Here is a 16,212-nt window from a genome sequence, read left to right as displayed (position 1 = left end):
AAGGCGGCGCTCGAGGTTCGAGGCCGCCTGTTTTTTTGAATTCGCCTTAGATAAGGCCGGCGTGTTGGAGCGCCGCGTCGATCGCGGATTTGGTGCTGCTTTCCAGCCCGGACAGGGGCGAGCGGACTTCTTCGCTGCACAGACCCAATTTGCTGAGCGCGTATTTGGCACCCACGAGGCCGGGCTCGATAAAGATCGCTTCGTGCAGGGGCATCAGGCGGTCCTGATACTCCAACGCTTTGGCATAGTCGCCGTTCAGCGTCGCCTGCTGGAATTCGGCACACAGTTTGGGTGCGACGTTCGCGGTGACCGAAATACAGCCCACACCGCCATGCGCGTTGAAACCAAGCGCCGTCGCGTCCTCGCCTGACAACTGGCAAAAGTCCGGGCCGCAGGACGCGCGCTGTTGGCTGACGCGGGCCAGATCTCCGGTTGCGTCCTTTACACCGACGATGCGTGGCAGTTTCGCCAACTCACCCATGGTTTCAGGGGTCATGTCGATGATCGAACGGCCGGGAATGTTGTAGATGATGATCGGAATATCCGCGCAATCATGCAGCGCGCGGAAATGCATCAGCAGACCCTTTTGCGTGGGCTTGTTGTAATAAGGCGTCACGACCAGAGCTGCATCCGCACCCACTTTCTGCGCGAATCGCACAAACCGGATGGCCTCGACAGTGTTGTTTGACCCAGCACCTGCGATCACGGGAACACGGCCAGCTGAAGCCCTTACAACCTCATCCACAACAGTTTCATGTTCTTCGTGGCTCAAGGTGGGGCTTTCGCCGGTGGTGCCAACGGGAACCAGTCCGGTGGAGCCTTCCTGAATCTGCCATTCCACCAAGTGTTTGAGCGTCTTCAGGTCCAACTCGCCGTTGCTAAACGGTGTGACGAGGGCTGGCATAGAGCCTTTGAACATGACACGCTCCTTAGGTGCAGTTTGTAATTTTTACGCCTCGGTTTGCCAGAAATCTATCTTTCTTGAGTTGAACCCGACGGCGCAAGCTTTATCCTGAATGGCTGTATCCTTGGTTGGTTGGGAAATGCAAGGGATGACACGCTTTCTGGCGTTTTTGACGGTCGTAATTCTGATTTCGGGCACACAAGTGCGGGCCGACGCCGCAGGTGATCTGCGGGCCGGTATGAATGAAATGCGCAAGGGGGACTGGAATGAAGCCCTGCGTGTTTCTGGTGCGCGGGGCTCAGTGTCTCGGGACATCATCGTCTGGCACTGGCTTCGCGAAGGGTTTGGCAGTTCGGGTGACGTTCTGGTGTTTTTGGATCGTCGTCCAGACTGGCCGGGTCTCGCCTGGTTGCGGCGCAAAAGTGAGCCCGCCTTTACTGGTGCTGATCCGGACCGCGTTCTTAAATTCTATGCCGAACAGCCGCCGCAAACCGCAGAGGGTGCATTGAACTATGCAGTCGCATTGAAGGCAAAGGGGCGTCAGGGAGATGCTGAAGCCGATATCGTCGCGGCCTGGCGGACGATGCCAATGGGCTCGGGTCTGCAAAAAGACTATCTTGAGAACTTTGGAAAACTTCTGAAACCCCATCACGCTGCCCGTCTGGATCGGATGCTATGGGACAACCACCTTGTCAGCGCAGGTCAGATGCTGCCGCTGGTCAGCGCTGATCAGCGTAAACTGGCTGAGGCGCGGATCGGCCTTCAGAAACGGCAACCCGGCGTCGACGGCAAGGTGGCGGCAGTTCCGAAATCGCTGGGTGATTCACCGGGCTTGGCTTTTGACAGGTTCGTCTGGCGTGACAAGAAAGAGTTGGACGACAGCGCGATTGACTTGATGCTGGAGCGTTCTTCCGGCCCTGATGCGTTGGGAGAACCTGACAAATGGGCCGAAGGCCGCCGCCGGTTGGCCCGACTTGAGATGCGAAATGGGGATCAGAACCGCGCGTATCAGATTGCTGCCAATCACCACATGACGCCAGAAATGGGCTATGGCTATGCGGATCTGGAGTGGCTTTCCGGGTTTCTGGCCTTGCGGAAGCTGAATGATCCTGCGACCGCGATCCGGCATTTCCAGAACTTCTCGGACGCGGTGAAATCGCCGATCTCGAAAGGACGCGCCGGGTATTGGTTGGGTCGTGCCTATGCGGCCCATGGTGACGCCGAAAAAGCCTATGACGCCTATGCGATGGGTGCAGATTATCAATCCTCTTTCTACGGCTTGCTGGCGGCGGAGCAGATCGGGCGTCCTTTCGATAGTGAACTGGCCACCCCCCGCCGGGCGCCACACTGGAAGCAAGCTGAGTTCGCCAATTCAAGTGTGCTGGAGGCGGGGCTACTGCTGCTGAAGGCTGACGAAGACACCCTGTCTGAACGGTTCCTGACCCATCTGGTTGAAGGGTTGGACCCAGTTCAGGCCAATCAGCTGGGCGATTTGGTGATCGAGTTGAAGCAGCCGCATCTGGCCGTGATGATCGCCAAACGCGCTGCAACAGTCGGCCTGGTTTTGCCAGCCGCCTATTACCCGGTGCATCCGGTGGCCGACATGGGTTTGCCCATGGCCAAGGAAATGACGCTGGCCATTGCCCGTCGGGAAAGCGAGTTTGACCCCGTTGTGATCAGTGGAGCCGGCGCGCGCGGGCTGATGCAGGTCATGCCGGCCACGGCAAAGCTTGTTGCCAAGGAATTGGGTATCCTAAGCGGCCACAAGACGGTCAAGCTGACTTCGGATTGGCAATATAATGCCAAGCTGGGTGCCAATTACCTGTCCGGTCTGGCCGCTGATTTCAACGGAAACGTCGTGATGATGGCAGCCGGATATAACGCAGGTCCGCGTCGGCCGATGTCGTGGATGGATCGCTATGGCGACCCGCGCGCAGGTGAAATCGACGTGGTCGACTGGATTGAGGCGATCCCGTTCAGTGAAACCCGCAACTACGTGATGCGTGTGTCGGAAAGCCTACCGGTCTATCGCGCCCGTCTTGGCCAACCTGCCTTGCCGATCCCGTTCTCGCAGGAACTAATCGGGTCAACGCTGGCGTCTTTCGCGCCATAGGGTGAACAGCCCGGCGGCGACAACCAGCGCTGCGCCTATGACCACTTCGGGGCGCAGCGTTTCACCAAAGACCGAGATTCCCAGGATCGCGCTCCAGACCAAGTGGAAATAGGCGAAGGGCTGCACCGCGCTGGCCTCGGCCATCTCATAGCATTTGATCAGCAACCAGTGTCCCAGAACGCCGCTCACGCATAGCAGCGCCATCCAGGCCCAATCCGTCTGGGCCATCGGCTCCCAGAACCACATTCCCACTAGCGTCATGGCGACGGCACCACTGACGCCTGTCCAGAAAAAGCTGGTGGCGGAATTGTCCCGGCGGGACACGTAACGGGTTAACAGACCATAGACTGCAAACATGAATGCCGAGATCAGCGGTACAATGGCCCAAGGGTTAAAGACACCCACACCGGGCTGGAGGATGATCAGAACACCGATGCACCCAACGCCGATTGCGGCCCAGCGTCGCCAGCCGACCTGTTCGCCCAATACCGGCCCGCTAAGCGCGGCGATCAACAACGGGTAGCAGATGAATACGGCCATCGTGTCGATCAGGCCCAGCACAGTGAAACTGAACACCGCGACGCAGATCTCGGCCGCCAACAGCAGGCCACGAAATATCTGCAGCTTGAGCTGGCTCGTCTGGGTGGTGGTCTTCAATCCGCCGGGCGCACGTGCGGCCAAAGCGATGACAAAGGCGGCGAAGAACCAATAGCGGATCATCACGACCATGTATGTGTTGTATGTTCCCGCTAGATGGCGCGAAATACCGTCCTGCAGCGCAAAGACGATGGTCGCCCCGACCATCAACGCAATCCCGGCGCGCGAATTGTTCTGCTGCGTCATGATTTGATTGCCCGGGTCATATGGCGCTTGCGGCCATAACCGGGCGCGCGCGTAACGGTGAAACCGGCATCCTCAAGCCCCCGCCGCACGAACCCGGCGGCGGTATACGTCGCCGCCGTTCCGCCAGTGGCCGTGTGGTCGGCGACTTGCTGCATCAGGTCTGCACCCCATAATTCGGGGTTTTTAGCCGGAGAGAACCCATCCAAAAACCACGCATCGGCGGCACCTACCCATGCTTGCAGGGTTTGACGCGCATCGCCTTCAACAACCTCCAGCCGCAGGGTGCCCAAATCACATGTGCCGCCCTCCCATTGCGCAAGGAACCGGTCAGACCAAGGCGCAAGTTCAGGAAAGGCCACCAGCGCTCGGGACATGTCCGCGGGGCCCATCGGATAGGCCTCAAAACTGGTAAAGGACAGGGGCGTGGTCTCGCCCGATCTCTCCCACTCTGACCAGACAGTCAGCATGTTCAACCCGGTGCCAAAGCCCAATTCAGCAATGTGGAAGCCAGGTGCGAACCGCGCAGGCAGCTCATTGCCCGCCAGAAACACATGCCGCGTCTCTTCCAGCCCGTTTTGCAACGAGTAATACGGATCGTCGAAACGATCCGAGACCGGGATCTGATCCTCAGTCCATGTCAGTTCGGCGCGCTGGTCTGCCATCGGGGAATCCTGTAGCTAAGCGGCGCGACACTGAACAAGGTAAAGGGGAATGGCAATGGTCGATGTGACGGTGCGCGGTGCAGGGATTTTCGGCCTGTCAATCGCCTGGACTTGCGCACGGCGAGGCGCAAAAGTGCAGATCGTCGACCCTTTTGGTCCCGGAGCCGGATCCAGCGGTGGCCTGGTTGGTGCACTGGCGCCGCATGTGCCCGAAAACTGGAATGCCAAGAAGGCGTTTCAGTTCGACAGCCTGATCATGGCCGAACCATTCTGGAAACAGGTCGAGGCCACAGGCGGCGTCTCACCCGGATATGCGCGGCTGGGACGGCTGCAACCCATCGCCGACACCCGAACACTGGATCTTGCCCATGCGCGCGCGGAAACGGCGGCCGAGCTGTGGCAGGGTCGGGCTGAATGGCGGGTCGTCGAAACTGCAGAAGTTGGCGCATGGTGCCCGCCCAGCCCCACAGGGTTTGTCATCCATGATACACTCAGCGCTCGCACGCATCCGCGCCGGGCCTGTGCTGCCTTGGTTGCCGCACTGGCGGTGATGGGCGTCGAGGTCGTAGCCGACGCATCAGATCGCGGACAGGTTGTCCATGCCACCGGCCTTGCCGGTCTGCAGGAACTGACCGAGGCTTTTGGCAAAACAGTAGGCAACGGCGTCAAGGGTCAAGCCGCACTTCTGCGGTTTGATGCGGGAGAGGTTCCACAACTGTTTGCGGACACAATCCACTTCATACCGCATGCGGACGGGACGTTGGCAATTGGTTCGACCTCGGAGCGTGACTATGACGACCCGACCAGCACGGATGCAGCTCTGGATGACGTTTTGGACCGGGCGATGCGGGCCGTTCCCGTCCTGCATGGCGCAGAGGTCATCGAACGATGGGCGGGTGTACGGCCGCGCAGCAAAAGCCGCGCACCGATGCTGGGCGCGCACCCGGTACACAAAGGTCAATTCATCGCCAATGGTGGTTTCAAGATCGGCTTTGGCATGGCCCCGAAAGTAGCTGAGGTCGTGGCGGATCTGGTTCTTGAGAACCGGGACGCGATCCCAAGTGATTTCAGACCCGAAGCATCACTCTGATCGCGGGACAAACTCGGCGGACATGCATTGCCGCCCATCTGGTCCGCGCACCCACATCGCTTGGCCATTCCGGCACAAGGTCGCCGTCTCAGAGTGCATTAGCGGCGATGACGCGCGAAATGAGAACTGAGCCAAGGGACCTGCCAGATCCTCGGCAAACAGCATCAATAATTGTGCCAGCAAAGGGCCATGAACGACCAGGCCGTCATAGCCTTCGACATCCCGCGCGTAGTCCAGATCGTAATGGATACGGTGTCCATTGAAGGTCAGCGCCGAGTATCGGAACAGCAATGTGCTGTCGAAGGTGACGTCTCGCCTGTGGGTTTCATCGGTACGGGCCACGGGTGCCTTGGGCTTGATGTCAGTATCCGAAGGGTCAGGCCGATAAACCAGATCCTGCCATTCGCTCAGACACAATTGACCGTCCTGAGAAATCTCGTGTCGCAGGGTAACAAACCCCAGCGGTCCCGTCCGTCCGGTTTTTGTCGCCGCACTTTCAAGAACAGACCGGCGCACGGCTTTTGAGCCCGCGACCAGCGGCCCGTGAAACTGCAACCGTCCCCCGGCCCACATCCGACGTTGCAAGCCCATATCGGGGATCAGACCGCCCCCAACCTTTGGATGCCCGTCCCGACCCAAACTGGCAGGCAGCTGAGGCGACCAGAAATACAGATGGTGAAAGAACGGCGGCAGTTGATCGCCTTCTGCGACCCTGTCGTTGGATCCAAGCGCAGCCAGCAGCGCAGAGGCGCGGGCCGGGTCCATCACATCGGTCTGTATTTCGTCAGTCATGGCGGCAGACTATGCAGTCGGACCAGACCCGGCAAGCAGCCTCTCGATCTTAGAACCCAGCCTCAGCACGCAGTTTCTGCATGAGTGTCCGCAGAGAGCTTTCGTAACGGTCGCTCAACAATTTCCCCTGCTCATCAAACTCGTTCGAGCTGCTGGCCAGATGAATTTCTGGCCCCTGCAGGATACGAGGCTGGAACGGAACCATATAGCCGCGCAGAACCATCTGCGCCCGCTCGCCACCTGCGCGTCCTGCGGCAGCTGACATCACGGCAACCGGTTTGTCGGCCCAGGGACGGCCATCGGTTCGACTGACCCAGTCCAAAGCGTTTTTCAGAACACCCGACGGGCCTTTGTTATATTCCGGGGTCGAAATGATCACGGCATCAGCCTGCGCGATCTGATCGGACAAGGTTTGCACTGCGGCAGGAATACCCTCGCCATCCTCAAGATCACCATCATAAAGCGGCAGGTTCAGATCAGCTTCGATATGCGTTCCCGGCTCGAACAACCGTGCCGCTTCGCGCAGCAATTTGCGGTTGGTCGCGCTTTGGCGCAATGAGCCGGACAGGCTCAGAAGTATGGGGTCAGACATTGGGAAACTCCGGTTCGGGTGTTTCCCAATAGCTAGCGTAACTTTCGCACGCACCAAAGACCGGATGACGCGCAGTCAATGTGCGAAAAATGGGCACCCGAAAGTGCCCATGTCATTATGTGTTTCCGTTCGGAATGATCTCGATGTCGACCCGGCGGTTCTGGGCCTTCCCCTCGGGCGTCAGGTTAGAGGCAATCGGGCGATTTTCTCCCTGACCAATGGTCGAGATACGTGCACCACTTACGCCATTGGCTTGAAGAATATCGGCGACAGACCGCGCGCGGCGTTCAGACAGACCCTGATTATACGCGGCGTCGCCGTCGCTGTCGGTATTGCCGATGACCTGCACGTTCGAGTTGGGGTAATTCACCAGATTCTGCCCCACCCGGACCAGATCGGCCCGCAGTGCCGGGCGCACGGTCGCGCTGTCGGTGTCAAAGGTGATATCATTCGGGACGGTCACAATCAGCCGGTCGCCCGCGTTGGTAACGATGATGCCCTGATTGGCCAGTTGCTGACGCAGTTCTGTGGCTTGTCTATCCAGTTGGTTGCCGATCAGGCCACCTCCTGCCGCACCAATCGCACCGCCTGCCACCGCACCCAAAAGCGGATCAGATCCATTGGCAATCGCGCCGACACCTGCGCCGATCAGACCGCCAAGGAGTGCACCCTGCTTGGCGTTCTGGTTCGGGTCCGAGGGCAGGTTCAACGTGCCGGGGTCCGTACAGGCCCCCAAAAACATGGCCGAACACAGCCCTGCGGCAAGAACACTCTTGGAAATCGTCATGAAATCACCTTCTGCTCTGGGGCCCGTTCACCGAACCCGCTTTGTTTGGCGCAGTATATCGCGTTACCTTATCTTAGGCTCAAGCAACAATCGGGTGAAGTCGGCAAATTACCGCCGTTCAACAGGATCCAATTGGTTCTGGTCTTGCCAGATCGCTCGCAGAGGCTCCCCCTGCCCGCAGAAATGATCGTCTGTAACGTCGCAAGCCCAAATGCGATCCGTACGAAAATGGCGAAAACCATTCCTCAGCTCACACCACGCCGCCAACATCGTGCATTCAATGTGGTAGATCAGGGCGACGGGCCTGACGATCCGCTCGGTTCGCTCGCCTTCGGCATTCACATAGGTGATGCGAATTTTGCGTTCAGAGCGAATGGCCTCGCGATAGTTCACGACAGGCACGCACCCCTTGGCCGGATCATCCATCGGTGCACCCCATGGGGCGACTTGCAGCCAATCTGCAGGCGCGCGCAAAGCGTCGATCTTGCGGCAAACACGGTCCGCAGCTTGTTGCAGGGTGCTATCCCCGGTGCGCGCCAGCATCGACAACCCGACCCACAGCGCCTCGACCTCTTCAGCGTCGAAATTCAACGGTGGCAGGTCATATCCCCGCCGCATCAAGTATCCCACGCCGGCTTCACCCTCGATCGGGGTTCGCTGTGCCTGCAAAGCGGCGATATCGCGATAGACGGTACGCGCAGACACTTCCAGTTTTTCTGCAAGCGCCTCCGCTGTCACAGGCATTTCGGCCGAACGCAGGATCTGGATGATTTCAAAAAGTCGGGTTGAGCGGCGCATAAGGTTCTCCGGGCGGTCTGCTGACATCCTAGCACACCCCACTGACAGGGTGGTGTCAGGAGTGATCTGCGATCTTTGGAAAACAAACCAAGGGAGGTCGACCATGCCATACCTCGACAATCACGTGATGATGACATTGAAACTGGACCGCTGGGCGCAGGATCACACTTTGCGTGCGTTCGAGATCGAACGTGAAATTATGGCTGCCCGTCAGCCCTGCGCACCGCGCAAACGGACCAAGCGGTTCTCGCTGGGCAACCTCAAGATGCTGTGGACAAGCACGGCCTGAGGTCAGAAATCAGCCGGGGCGCGGAATTTCATCGAAACTCCGCCCTCGGGGCTTTTCAGGCGCAATTCCTCAGAATGCAGCATCAGACGCGGGAAATCGCGCGCTTCGCCCTCGGCGTAGAATGGATCGCCCAGAATCGGGTGGCCCAGCGCCAGCATATGAACGCGCAGCTGATGCGACCTGCCCGTTTTGGGAAACAACCGGACGCGCGTTGTCTCACCTTCGAATTTCACAAACCGCCAATCCGTGACGGCGGATTTTCCAGTCTCGTGACAGACCATCTGGAGCGGGCGATTGGGCCAATCCACAATTAACGGCAGATCGACGGTTCCGGTCTTTTGCTCGACACGCCCCCAAACGCGCGCAACATAGGCTTTGCGGGTCTGGCGTTTTTCAAACTGCATGCTCAGATGACGCTGAGCGTGCGGTGACTGGGCAAACACCATGACACCCGAGGTATCCCGATCCAACCGATGCACCAGCAAAGCCTGTGGAAACGCCGCTTGCACGCGGGTCAATAAGCAATCCGCCAGATGCGCGCCACGCCCCGGCACGGACAACAGACCCGAGGGCTTATTCACCACGATCAGCTGTGCATCCTCATGCAGCACATCCAACGGCGTATTCGGGGGATCATAGGTCTCGCTCATGCGCGCCTGCCTATCGCACGGCGTAGGTTCCCGCAACGTCGTCCTTGCCTGAACGGATCGGTTCAGCAACTCTCAGACCCAAAGCAGAGGAGAGACCATGCACCCCACAATCGAGCGCATGCAAGACGTTGTCGCCAAGGGCGATGAAACCCTGATCCACGAATTGCTGGCCGAAGACGTACGGTTTTCCCCGCCAACGTACTACAGCACCTGGACCGGACGCGAACCGGTGGCAGCGGTTCTGGGTCACGTGGGACAGGTGTTTTCCGACTTCCGCTATCGCCGGATTATGGGTGAAGGCAAAGATTGGGCGTTGGAATTTCAATGCAAGGTCGGGGATCTGGACGCGGTCGGCGTCGATCTGATCACGTTGAACGATGAGGGTTTGATCCAAAACTTCGAAGTGGTCATGCGCCCCTACAAAACCATTGGTGCCCTGCGCGAGGCGATGATGGCTCGGGTTATGACGGACGCCCGCTTCCTCGAATACAAAAACGCGCTCAGCTAACCATGACTGCCCCGATTGCCGCCGATCAGATATTGCGTGTCCCACTGTTGCCGGTTCTGGCAGCACAGGCGATTTCCGTGCGTCGTAACGCTCAGCTGCTGCCCGAACCGTCCGGCCCGCGCCAAGGGCGCGAAGGGCGCGGCCCCCGGTTGCGGCTGCTCATCGCTGGTGACAGCTCGGCAGCGGGTGTGGGAGCGGGGCGACAGCAACAGGCGCTTTCGGGGTTTCTGGTGGCGCGGTTGGCCCGCCATTACAGCGTGGAGTGGCGACTGGAGGCGACGACGGGTCACACAACACAGGATACGCTGGAACGATTGAACCGCCTTGAAGGCAGCTATGACGCCGCCGTCACAGCCTTGGGTGTAAACGACGTCACGCGTGGAGTATCCCGGCAAAAGTTCACGGCTTTGCAGACCCAACTTCTGGATCATCTGACGAGCAACCTGGGTGTTCGACGTGTCGTGGTTACTGCCGTGCCACAAATGAACCGTTTTCCGGCTCTGCCCCAGCCGCTGGCCTGGGCACTGGGGCGACAGGCGGCCCGGCTGGATCGGGGATTGCAAAAGGCCGCTGCGACATTCCCGCAAGCCCGGCACCTGTCATTGGAGTTTCCGGATGACCCGGCACTGGCTGCTCCGGACGGATATCACCCAAGCCCCAAAGCCTATCGCTTGTGGGCAGAGGCCGCGGCCGACTTATTGCATCAGCGCTGACCCCGCATCTGACGGATCATCGGGATCGTATAGACCACCAAAGCCGCCCAGATCAGCGGGAAGGCGATCATACGGCCCCGATCGATCTGTTCCCCGAACACGGTAATCGCAGTGATAAAGATCATCGTCGGCGCGATGTACTGCAGGATTCCCATTGTGGACAATCGCACCAATTTGGCCCCGTTGGCATAGACCAGCAGCGGAACAGCGGTGACGATGCCGGCACAGGCCAGCAGCATGGTGTCCCCAGCGGCAGCGCCAAAGTGGCCGGTTCCTTTTGCGCCCAACCAAGTGATGTAGACCAAGGCTGGGATCAGCAGGATCAGAACCTCTAGCAGAAAGCCCTGATTGGGGCCGATGGGTAGCGAGCGTTTGAAGAAAGCATAAAAACCCCAACTGACCGTCAGGGCCAGCGCGGCCCACGGCAACCGACCCGCTTCGACGATCAATACCAAAACACCCAAAGCAGCTAACCCCACTGCCGCCAATTGCGTACGATTCAAAGGCTCACGTAACAGGATTGCCCCTAGCGCAATGCTGAACAGCGGGTTGATGTAATAGCCCAACGCTGCGTCCAATGCGTTACCGCTGGCAATCGCCCAGACGTAAATGGCCCAATTCACCGAGATCAAAGCCGCTGTCAGACAGGCCATGCCCAGCATTTTCGGGTTTTGCAAGGCAGCCTTCAAATCCCCGGTTCGCCCTAGCGCCACCAGCAACAGCCCGGCCACAGGCACCGACCATACAATCCGATGCGCCACGATCTCGACCGGCCCGATATGCGCCAGAGCTTTCATGTAAAGCGGCAGGAAACCCCAAAGAACGTAGGCGGTCACCGCCAGAGCCAATCCTTTTGGCGTGTCCTCATTCTGGGGTGATGTTGCGACGTCCGCCATCATGGATCTCCGGGTGATACCGTTTGTCTATACGGCTGTTCCGGAGGGTTTGGAAACTGCGAAAACCGTGAACGGTCGCATCAAGAAAATTGATTTGTACCAAGAAAACGGGGCGCCGCAGCGCCCCGTGTGTCGAACCTTGGCGTTAAACTTTAACGCGCTCGGATTTTGGATCGTACATCGGCTTGAGCGACGCCTCGGCTTTGACTTTGACGCCGCACACATCGATCTCGTAGGTCGAAGCCAAAACGTCAGCGGCTTTTTCGCCTTCGCAGGGCACATAACCCAGACCGATCGCACCGCCTAGCGTGTGGCCGTAGTTGCCTGAGGACAGATAGCCCACATACTCGCCGTCCCGGATGATCGGTTCGTTATGGAACAACAGCGGTTCCGGATCGGTCAGCTTGAACTGAACCAAGCGGTTATGCGGTCCGCTTTCCTTGCGCGCAATCACCGCTTCGCGCCCGATGAAATCGCTGCCCTTGTCGACCTTGACCGCAAAACCAAGACCGGCATCGACGACGTGGTCCTCGCAAGTGATGTCGTGGCCGAAGTGGCGGAAGCCTTTTTCGATCCGGGCGCTATCCATCATGTGCATGCCGCACAGTTTCAACCCCATATCCTGACCTGCTTCGTGCAAGGTTTCGAACACGTGACCTGCCATGTCGGACGAGACATAGATTTCCCAGCCAAGCTCTCCCACGTAGGTAACACGGTGGGCGCGGGCCAGGCCCATGCCGATCTCGATTTCTTGTGCGGTGCCGAACGGGTAGGTCGCGTTGGTGAAATCGTTGGGCGAGACCTTTTCAAGCAGCGTACGCGCATTTGGACCCATAATGGCCAGAACGCCCTCACCCGCAGTAACATCGGTGACAACGACGTTGAAGTTGCCCGCATGGCGCTGCATCCAGGTCTGGTCGGCCAAACGGGTCGCTGCCGGGGTCACCACCAAATAAGCGGTCTCGGTCAGGCGGGTGACGGTCACGTCCGCCTCAATCCCGCCTGTGCGGTTAAGGAACTGGGTATAGACGATCTTGCCATTCGGGACCGAGTAATCGCCGCCCCCGATATAGTTCAAGAACTTCTCTGCATCGGGGCCGTCAACGCGGATTTTGCCAAAGGACGACATGTCATACATGCCGACATTCTCGCGCACGGCTTTATGCTCGGCAGCCGAGTTCTCGAACCAGTTCTGGCGTTTCCAGCTGTACTGATACTCGCGCTCCTGCCCTTCATTCGCGAACCAGTTGGCACGTTCCCAACCCGCCAACTCGCCCATGACCGCGCCCTGTTCTAGCAGGTGGTGGTGGAATGGGGTCCGACGCACGCCGCGCGCAGTGGCCTTTTGGCGATAGGGATAATGGTCAGCGTAGAGCAAGCCTAGCGTCTCTTTCGAGCGCTCAAACAGGTACTGCTTATTTCCCTGGAACGGCTGCATCCGGCTGATGTCCACGTCTCCCAGATCGAACGGTTTTTCACCGCTGTCCATCCATTCGGCCAGCGCCATGCCAGCGCCACCGGCGGACTGGATGCCGATCGAGTTGAAGCCCGCCGCGACCCAGACATTGTCCATCTCAGGCGCGAGGCCCAGATGATAGGCGTCATCGGGAGTAAACGACTCGGGCCCGTTGAAGAAGGTGTGAATACCCGCTTCGGCCAGCATCGGCATACGTTCACACGCAGCTTCGAGGATCGGCTCGAAATGGTCGAAATCCTCGGGCAACTGGTCGAATTCAAAGGTGTCAGGAATACCGTTCATCGCCCAGGGCTTGGCATTCGGTTCAAATGCACCCAACAGGATTTTGCCAGCGTCCTCTTTGTAATACGCGCACTCATCAGGAACGCGCAGAACCGGCAGCTGCGTCAGGCCCTCGATACTTTCGGTGACGATGTAGAAGTGTTCGCAGGCGTGCAACGGCACGTTCACACCAACCATCTGGCCGACCTGATGCCCCCACATACCGGCGCAGTTCACCACCATGTCGCATTCGAGATGACCAGATGCGCTGCCGTCATCCGCGACCCAGTCTACACCGGTCACCTTGCGGCCCTGCTTGACGATGTCAGTGACTTTCACACGTTCTTTGACGATACCGCCACGCTGACGGGCGCCCTTGGCCAATGCCAAGGCGATGTTGGCCGGGTCACCCTGACCGTCCAGCGGTAAGTAAACAGCACCCTTCACGCCTTCGAGGTTGATGTGGGGATACAGCTCCTGAACACGTTCATTCTCGATTTCTTCGACCTCGACGCCGAAAGCGCGCGCCATGGCCGCCTGACGGTAGATCTCTTCTTTGCGCTCTTCGGTTAGCGCAACAGTGATTGACCCACAGCGTTTAAAGCCTGTAGCCACACCGGTTTCTTCTTCGAGCGAGCCATAGAGTTCCTGGCTGTATTTCGCCAGCTTTGTCATGTTCGCCGTTGCGCGCAGCTGAGCGATCAGACCCGCCGCATGCCAGGTCGTGCCGCTGGTCAGCTGCTTACGCTCCAGCAGGACAACGTCTTTCCAGCCTTTCTTGGTCAGGTGATACGCCACCGAACATCCGATGACACCACCACCGATGATGACAACACGGGCCTTGTTTGGAAGATCAGCCATTCTCATGATTCCGCTTTATGAGTTTCCACCCAAAATGACACGGAAGAGCGACACAGAATGCACGAAAAACGTCAGCCCATTTGCAAAAATCAACGTTGTTTGACTTGCCGTTTTTCGCGTCTCAGCACAAAGGGGGTTACGCCGAAAAAGCTCTTGTAGACTGACGAGAAACCGTTGGGAAACCCGCAGGCAAGACCAATTTCGCGAACACTCATCGTTGTGTTCAGCAGCAGGTTATTGGCCTTGGCCAGCCGCATTTCGCGGTAAAAGCCGTTTGGTGTGGTTCCGAAATAGTTCTTGAACTTCCGTTCCAGCGATCGGTTCGAAAGCTTTAGCGCTTCGACGATTTCGTTAATCGGCAGCGGGTCTTCGATATTGGCCTGCATCACCTTGATGCACTGGTCCAGTTTGGCATCACCTGTAGCGGTGGTCTTTGATCCGGAAAATGGCTGGAGAGACGAGAAATCCCGAATGTTTTCGTGCAGCATGATGTCGGCCACGGTCATTCTTGTTGGCCCGGAAATGTAACGCCCGATCACGGCCAGCGCGACATCGGTAGTGGCCTCCATCCCGGCGCAGGTCACCACGGCGCCCTGTTCTGTGGCAATCGACAGTTTGGCCTCGAACTGGGCGCGACGTTCACGCAAGAAGGACGCGTTTTCCCAGTGGGTCGACATGTCCTCTGTCCCCTGCTCGTCGATATAGCGGCTTGCAGCTTCGGACAGCAAAAAGACCTGTGCGTCGCGGAAAGTATAATCCGACACAACACGCCCCAGCGACAGATCAGGATGATCGGGGTCGGAATTTCCGATGACGAACAAATAGTCCGCGTTGGGCTGCGACGGAATGCGGTCGGTCTGGATCGTCGCCTCGCTGCTGCTGGCGACCGGGCCACCCCTCAGAGAGCGATAGGCATAGGTGAATGGCGGGCTCGGACAAACGCGGTTGGCCAGCCGCAGCACCTCAACCAATGACGCCAGTTCCAGCAGCACATAGCCCGGTGCGACAACGATGTCGAAATGTCGCTGCGCGTTAGAAGCCGGGATGTTCGACGGCGATGGCATCACGTTCCTCTCAGACAATCCGGTGCCCAGCGGACCGCAATCGATCGGCAAGGACCTCTATGTGATCCGGCCCGACTTCGCAGCATCCGCCAACAATCGTTGCCCCCTGCGCTACCCATTCCATGGCATGATCGGCATAAGCCTCGGGTCCAAGATCGTGGCGTTGTGTCAACACGTCGACAGTCGGCGCGTCTTTCAGGAAATCCTGTGCAATCCCTGTGAACCCGTTTGCATAGGCCCCAAATGGTCGCCTCATCGTGGCTATGACCTTGAGCGCAGCGGGAATAGCCTCGGGGCGCGAACAGTTTATCAGAACAGCGTCAGGGTTAAACCGATCCACAAGAGGCGCAATATCGGCAAGCGGTTCACCGGACCGCAGCCGTGTTCCGTCATCATCCATCACAGAAAGCGCCAGCCAGACCGGTTTGCCTGCCTCAGCCGTACCACGCAGGGCCCCTTCGGCCTCTTGCACCGAGGAAACGGTTTCGATCAGGAAAAGGTCGACGTCATCGGACATGAGGGTAACCAACTCGGCAAACTTTTTGGCGGCGTCTTCCACATCAGGGTTCAGATCAGGGCGATAAGACGCCAGCAAAGGACCCAGCGCCCCGGCGACGCGCCCGGAACCGCCCGTGCGTGCGAGGTTCGCCTGGGTAACCGCAGCACGGACCAGATCGGGCAGTTGATCCTCCATATCCAGACGCTCCAGCCGAGAACGATGGACCGCGTAGGTGTTAGTCGTTGCAACCGTCGCGCCACGGCGGAAGTACTCGGCATGGACCTCCTCCACCAATTCAGGATGGTCGATCATCACGCGCGTCGACCACAGCGGCGTGGGTTTGTCCCCGCTGCGTTTGACCAGTTCCTGCCCGATCGAGCCATCCAGAAGCGTGATATCCGCCATTTGCCAAC

At 58.8% G+C, this 16,212-nt stretch carries 17 protein-coding genes; 5 read left to right on the top strand and 12 right to left on the bottom strand.

Annotation, left to right across the window (positions count from 1 at the left end):
* Positions 1-46: 46 nt before the first annotated feature.
* Positions 47-919: a 4-hydroxy-tetrahydrodipicolinate synthase gene (gene dapA / locus QMP16_RS14800; protein ID WP_282153004.1), complete on the bottom strand. Its 873-nt coding sequence runs from the start codon at positions 917-919 to the stop codon at positions 47-49.
* 133 nt (positions 920-1,052) lie between these two features.
* Between dapA and QMP16_RS14795 the strand changes: the two genes are divergently transcribed.
* The gene (locus QMP16_RS14795) at positions 1,053-3,017 is read left to right on the top strand and encodes a lytic transglycosylase domain-containing protein (RefSeq protein ID WP_282153048.1); all 1,965 of its coding nucleotides are present in this window, start codon (positions 1,053-1,055) and stop codon (positions 3,015-3,017) included.
* On the opposite strand, the gene QMP16_RS14790 is transcribed toward QMP16_RS14795, so the two are convergent.
* Both QMP16_RS14790 and mnmD read right to left on the bottom strand, forming a co-directional pair.
* Positions 2,991-3,860 (bottom strand): DMT family transporter, encoded by an 870-nt coding sequence (locus QMP16_RS14790; RefSeq protein WP_282153003.1) that lies wholly within the window; start codon positions 3,858-3,860, stop codon positions 2,991-2,993. The two genes, QMP16_RS14795 and QMP16_RS14790, sit on opposite strands and share 27 nt — an antisense overlap.
* Positions 3,857-4,522 carry a tRNA (5-methylaminomethyl-2-thiouridine)(34)-methyltransferase MnmD gene (gene mnmD, locus QMP16_RS14785; RefSeq protein ID WP_282153002.1) on the bottom strand — a complete coding sequence of 222 codons (666 nt, stop codon included), beginning with the start codon at positions 4,520-4,522 and terminating at the stop codon, positions 3,857-3,859. The genes QMP16_RS14790 and mnmD overlap by 4 nt, the downstream gene beginning before the upstream one ends.
* A gap of 49 nt (positions 4,523-4,571) precedes the next feature.
* On the opposite strand from mnmD, the gene QMP16_RS14780 reads away from it, so the two are divergent.
* Positions 4,572-5,612, top strand: a complete 1,041-nt coding sequence (locus tag QMP16_RS14780; RefSeq protein ID WP_282153001.1) for an NAD(P)/FAD-dependent oxidoreductase — start codon at positions 4,572-4,574, stop codon at positions 5,610-5,612.
* Here QMP16_RS14780 and QMP16_RS14775 read toward each other — a convergent pair.
* The 4 genes from QMP16_RS14775 to QMP16_RS14760 all read right to left on the bottom strand — a co-directional run bounded on the left by QMP16_RS14775 (position 5,604) and on the right by QMP16_RS14760 (position 8,581).
* A complete protein-coding gene (locus QMP16_RS14775; RefSeq protein ID WP_282153000.1) occupies positions 5,604-6,404 on the bottom strand; it encodes an FAS1-like dehydratase domain-containing protein in 801 nt (266 codons plus the stop codon). The two genes, QMP16_RS14780 and QMP16_RS14775, sit on opposite strands and share 9 nt — an antisense overlap.
* A gap of 49 nt (positions 6,405-6,453) precedes the next feature.
* Positions 6,454-6,996: an NADPH-dependent FMN reductase gene (locus tag QMP16_RS14770; RefSeq protein ID WP_108861149.1), complete on the bottom strand. Its 543-nt coding sequence runs from the start codon at positions 6,994-6,996 to the stop codon at positions 6,454-6,456.
* Between the two features lie 115 nt (positions 6,997-7,111).
* Positions 7,112-7,783 (bottom strand): OmpA family protein, encoded by a 672-nt coding sequence (locus QMP16_RS14765; protein ID WP_282152999.1) that lies wholly within the window; start codon positions 7,781-7,783, stop codon positions 7,112-7,114.
* A 108-nt stretch (positions 7,784-7,891) separates the two neighbouring features.
* Positions 7,892-8,581, bottom strand: coding sequence for a helix-turn-helix transcriptional regulator (locus QMP16_RS14760; protein ID WP_282152998.1), 690 nt, complete (start codon positions 8,579-8,581; stop codon positions 7,892-7,894).
* 103 nt (positions 8,582-8,684) lie between these two features.
* Here QMP16_RS14760 and QMP16_RS14755 point away from each other — a divergent pair, with 103 nt between their 5' ends.
* A complete protein-coding gene (locus tag QMP16_RS14755; protein WP_058272537.1) occupies positions 8,685-8,870 on the top strand; it encodes a hypothetical protein in 186 nt (61 codons plus the stop codon).
* Positions 8,871-8,872: 2 nt separating this feature from the next.
* Here the strand turns inward: QMP16_RS14755 and QMP16_RS14750 are convergent, their stop codons facing one another.
* The gene (locus QMP16_RS14750) at positions 8,873-9,520 is read right to left on the bottom strand and encodes an RluA family pseudouridine synthase (RefSeq protein WP_282152997.1); all 648 of its coding nucleotides are present in this window, start codon (positions 9,518-9,520) and stop codon (positions 8,873-8,875) included.
* Positions 9,521-9,617: 97 nt separating this feature from the next.
* Here QMP16_RS14750 and QMP16_RS14745 point away from each other — a divergent pair, with 97 nt between their 5' ends.
* Positions 9,618-10,028 carry a nuclear transport factor 2 family protein gene (locus QMP16_RS14745; protein WP_108861144.1) on the top strand — a complete coding sequence of 137 codons (411 nt, stop codon included), beginning with the start codon at positions 9,618-9,620 and terminating at the stop codon, positions 10,026-10,028.
* A gap of 2 nt (positions 10,029-10,030) precedes the next feature.
* Positions 10,031-10,741 (top strand): SGNH/GDSL hydrolase family protein, encoded by a 711-nt coding sequence (locus QMP16_RS14740; RefSeq protein WP_282152996.1) that lies wholly within the window; start codon positions 10,031-10,033, stop codon positions 10,739-10,741.
* Here QMP16_RS14740 and rarD read toward each other — a convergent pair.
* The 4 genes from rarD to QMP16_RS14720 all read right to left on the bottom strand — a co-directional run bounded on the left by rarD (position 10,732) and on the right by QMP16_RS14720 (position 16,204).
* Positions 10,732-11,637 carry an EamA family transporter RarD gene (gene rarD, locus QMP16_RS14735; protein ID WP_108861142.1) on the bottom strand — a complete coding sequence of 302 codons (906 nt, stop codon included), beginning with the start codon at positions 11,635-11,637 and terminating at the stop codon, positions 10,732-10,734. The two genes, QMP16_RS14740 and rarD, sit on opposite strands and share 10 nt — an antisense overlap.
* 145 nt (positions 11,638-11,782) lie before the next feature.
* Positions 11,783-14,236: a GcvT family protein gene (locus QMP16_RS14730; RefSeq protein WP_282152995.1), complete on the bottom strand. Its 2,454-nt coding sequence runs from the start codon at positions 14,234-14,236 to the stop codon at positions 11,783-11,785.
* 89 nt (positions 14,237-14,325) lie between these two features.
* A complete protein-coding gene (locus QMP16_RS14725) occupies positions 14,326-15,300 on the bottom strand; it encodes a GlxA family transcriptional regulator (RefSeq protein ID WP_282153047.1) in 975 nt (324 codons plus the stop codon).
* Between the two features lie 10 nt (positions 15,301-15,310).
* Positions 15,311-16,204, bottom strand: coding sequence for a homocysteine S-methyltransferase family protein (locus QMP16_RS14720; RefSeq protein WP_282152994.1), 894 nt, complete (start codon positions 16,202-16,204; stop codon positions 15,311-15,313).
* Between the last annotated feature and the right edge of the window lie 8 nt (positions 16,205-16,212).

The sequence above is a fragment of the Ruegeria atlantica genome, assembly GCF_947495585.1.
GTDB classification, from domain to species: domain Bacteria; phylum Pseudomonadota; class Alphaproteobacteria; order Rhodobacterales; family Rhodobacteraceae; genus Ruegeria; species Ruegeria atlantica_G.
Note: the sequence above shows the minus strand (reverse complement) of the source record. Positions and strands in the feature narration are given on the sequence as shown.